Raw genomic sequence first — 2,747 nt, forward strand, 5'->3', positions numbered from 1 at the left:
GCCTTACTTTGCCGTCAGCTTCCTTCCGCCAACTCCTCACGAAGTTAACCTTGCCTCAGCTAATGGACAGCTCTATATCAGCCCATGAGGGACTTGAACCCTCTACTCTTACATCATGCACGGCGCAAATATTATAAATATTTTTATATTTGGTTCATCTTATAAAATTTTTATTTTTTTACAAAAGACCCCTATATTTGATTTTTACGTTGATGAAAATGATATTTAACTTTTACTCCATATTTTGGGGACAATTCAACTGTTAAATTAAGCATAAAGCCCGGCGACATAGCCTGAAGACCAGGCCCACTGAAAATTATAACCTCCTAACCAGCCTGTAACATCTACCACTTCGCCAATGAAAAATAAACCAGGCACTTTGCTTGCTTCCATGGTTTTAGAGGATAATTCGTTGGTGTTAACTCCACCTGCTGTCACTTCTGCTTTCATATATCCTTCCGTATTATCTATTTTAACTATAAAATTATGGAGAAAGAAGGCAATTTTTTCCAATGCAATTGATTTATAATCAACTATTCTTTTATCAAATGCATAAGTTAATGATAAGTTATCAACAAAACTTTTAGGCAGATGTTCTTTCAGAAAATTACTGAGCAAACTCTTGTTATTTTTATTGGTTATAAATAATTCTCTTATATCTATTTCAGGCAATAAGTTAATAGTAATTTCTGCTTGTTTTGGTTGTTCCAAATAAGATGAAATTTGCAAAATTGCTGGTCCGCTTAACCCTCTATGGGTAAATAAAATATTTTCTCTAAACCGAATTTTTTTATTAGAAACTATACAAGGGATTGAGACTCCACTTAAATCTTTAAAAACTCCCAAATCTGATTCGGCAACAGTTAATGGTACTAAAGCAGGGCGTGGAGTAACTATTTGCAAGCCAAATTGTTTAGCTACTTGATAACCAAAATTAGATGCACCAAGTTTTGGTATAGAAAGTCCACCACTAGCAATGATTAATGATTGGGCTTGAAAAATTCCATGGCTAGTTTTTAGGTAAAATTCATCATTTTTAGTAATTACTGATATTGAATTATTAAGCAATAAAGTAACATTATGTATCTTACATTCTGTAATTAGCATATTAATAATCTGTATAGCTGAGCCATCGCAAAACAACTGCCCTAAAGTTTTCTCATGATAGGCAATACTATAACTTTCTACCAATTTTATAAAATCATATTGTGTATATCTAGCCAATGCAGAAATCATAAAGCATGGGTTTTCTGAAAGATAATTTTTAGGACTAGCGTTTAGGTTGGTGAAATTACACCTTCCCCCACCGGAAATTCTAATTTTTTCGCCAATCTTATGAGTGTGTTCAATAAGTAAAACTTTTCTACCACGCTTTCCTGCTGTCGATGCAGCCATAAGCCCTGCAGCGCCAGCACCAACAACAATCACATCGTATTTAACCGTATTCACTTAAGTGTTTTTTAAAAAATATTTATTTTAATGTATGGTGCGCAAAATTGTTTCACTTTTGCAAAGTTCGCAGCGACAAGAGTTAAACTATACCATTTTTCTAGTTAAATCATATGCAAAACTTAGGCTAAGAAGAAAAAAGAGAAGTGATCCTAGATGGTTGGACAGCAATGCAGCAGATTTAAGGTGTAATAGCCATTATATGATCTGACAGACAGATGCAAATATAAAAAGTCAATTTTGTGAATTTGCAAGATAAATGTCGCAATTGTTATTAGCGATGAATCAAAAAATACACAAAGAATTTTAAGAATTGCAAAGAGAGAATAAGTTATTCATGGCTGTATATTTGTCGAAAGTGTAAGTTTTTTTGAAGCCGTGGTGATTGTTTATTCTGGCGATTAGGCAATCGGCGAAATCAGCTTTGTTGTGTTCATAATCTTCGAGAGTGAGCCATAGGATGTTGTGATGCTCAAATGCAAATTCTGTTGTTGAGAAGATGATTCTTATAGTGGAGGTGATTTGCTCTTTAGAATATTTATATCCCCTATCTAAAACCCAGACTAGTTCGCACAAGACAATGTTGTTGATAAAAATAGACTGTGTTTCGCCGTCATATTTGGCTAAGAGCCTTTCAACGGCTTTTGATTGAAGCTCATCATCTTGAGTTATGTATCTGATGAGAATATTGGTGTCAATTGCAATCATTTATCTATTTTTAATAATTTCATTCATTTCATCACAAGATAAAGCTTTTTCAGGTTTAGGAAGAAAGCCTCTTAAATCCTTGAGAGATTTATTAACTGGGAGCATTATTATAAAATCACCCCTATTAATAATTTCAAACTTATTAGTAGCTTGTAACTGTAATTTGTTTCTGATAGTAGCAGGAATTGTTATTTGCCCCTTTTCATTCATAATAGAGTATAGAGATTTCTCCATGTGGTTTATTATTAACTATTTACATAATATAGTATTATATATGGTATAATACTATATTACAATCCCTATAAGTTATTTATAAGGTGTATATCAAAAGTGTGTAGTGGAATATATTAGTTTAGAGTAGTATAAAAATATAAAAGAAGACAATGTTAAATTATATAGGCGAGATTATTTTAGAAAAAGGCTATTTCTCGGAAGATGGCTGTATAATATAAATGTATACTATAAATAAAGACCATTGCATAATAGGCAGAAAGAAACATATATGATAGAATGAAAAGATAAGTACATACGAAAGAGGAGGCAAAATGTCATTTTTAGTAAGAGAAGCAGAAGAACGTATAGAGAAGAGT

At 32.4% G+C, this 2,747-nt stretch carries 3 protein-coding genes; all 3 read right to left on the bottom strand.

From position 1 onward, the window contains the following. Positions 1-267: 267 nt before the first annotated feature. Positions 268-1,449, bottom strand: a complete 1,182-nt coding sequence (locus L8D11_RS04825; RefSeq protein WP_236870538.1) for a BaiN/RdsA family NAD(P)/FAD-dependent oxidoreductase — start codon at positions 1,447-1,449, stop codon at positions 268-270. 306 nt (positions 1,450-1,755) lie between these two features. After that, the gene (locus tag L8D11_RS04830) at positions 1,756-2,157 is read right to left on the bottom strand and encodes a PIN domain-containing protein (RefSeq protein ID WP_236870539.1); all 402 of its coding nucleotides are present in this window, start codon (positions 2,155-2,157) and stop codon (positions 1,756-1,758) included. Further along, positions 2,158-2,391, bottom strand: a complete 234-nt coding sequence (locus L8D11_RS04835) for an AbrB/MazE/SpoVT family DNA-binding domain-containing protein (RefSeq protein ID WP_236870540.1) — start codon at positions 2,389-2,391, stop codon at positions 2,158-2,160. Positions 2,392-2,747 lie beyond the last annotated feature (356 nt).

Origin of the sequence: Candidatus Bandiella numerosa (assembly GCF_021811875.1) — a bacterium.
GTDB classification, from domain to species: domain Bacteria; phylum Pseudomonadota; class Alphaproteobacteria; order Rickettsiales; family Midichloriaceae; genus Aquirickettsia; species Aquirickettsia numerosa_A.

Bases quoted from the DNA above. Each gene is read 5' to 3' on its own strand.
- L8D11_RS04830 (WP_236870539.1), bottom strand. From the start codon at position 2,157: ATGATTGCAATTGACACCAATATTCTCATCAGATACATAACTCAAGAT.
- L8D11_RS04835 (WP_236870540.1), bottom strand. From the start codon at position 2,391: ATGGAGAAATCTCTATACTCTATTATGAATGAAAAGGGGCAAATAACA.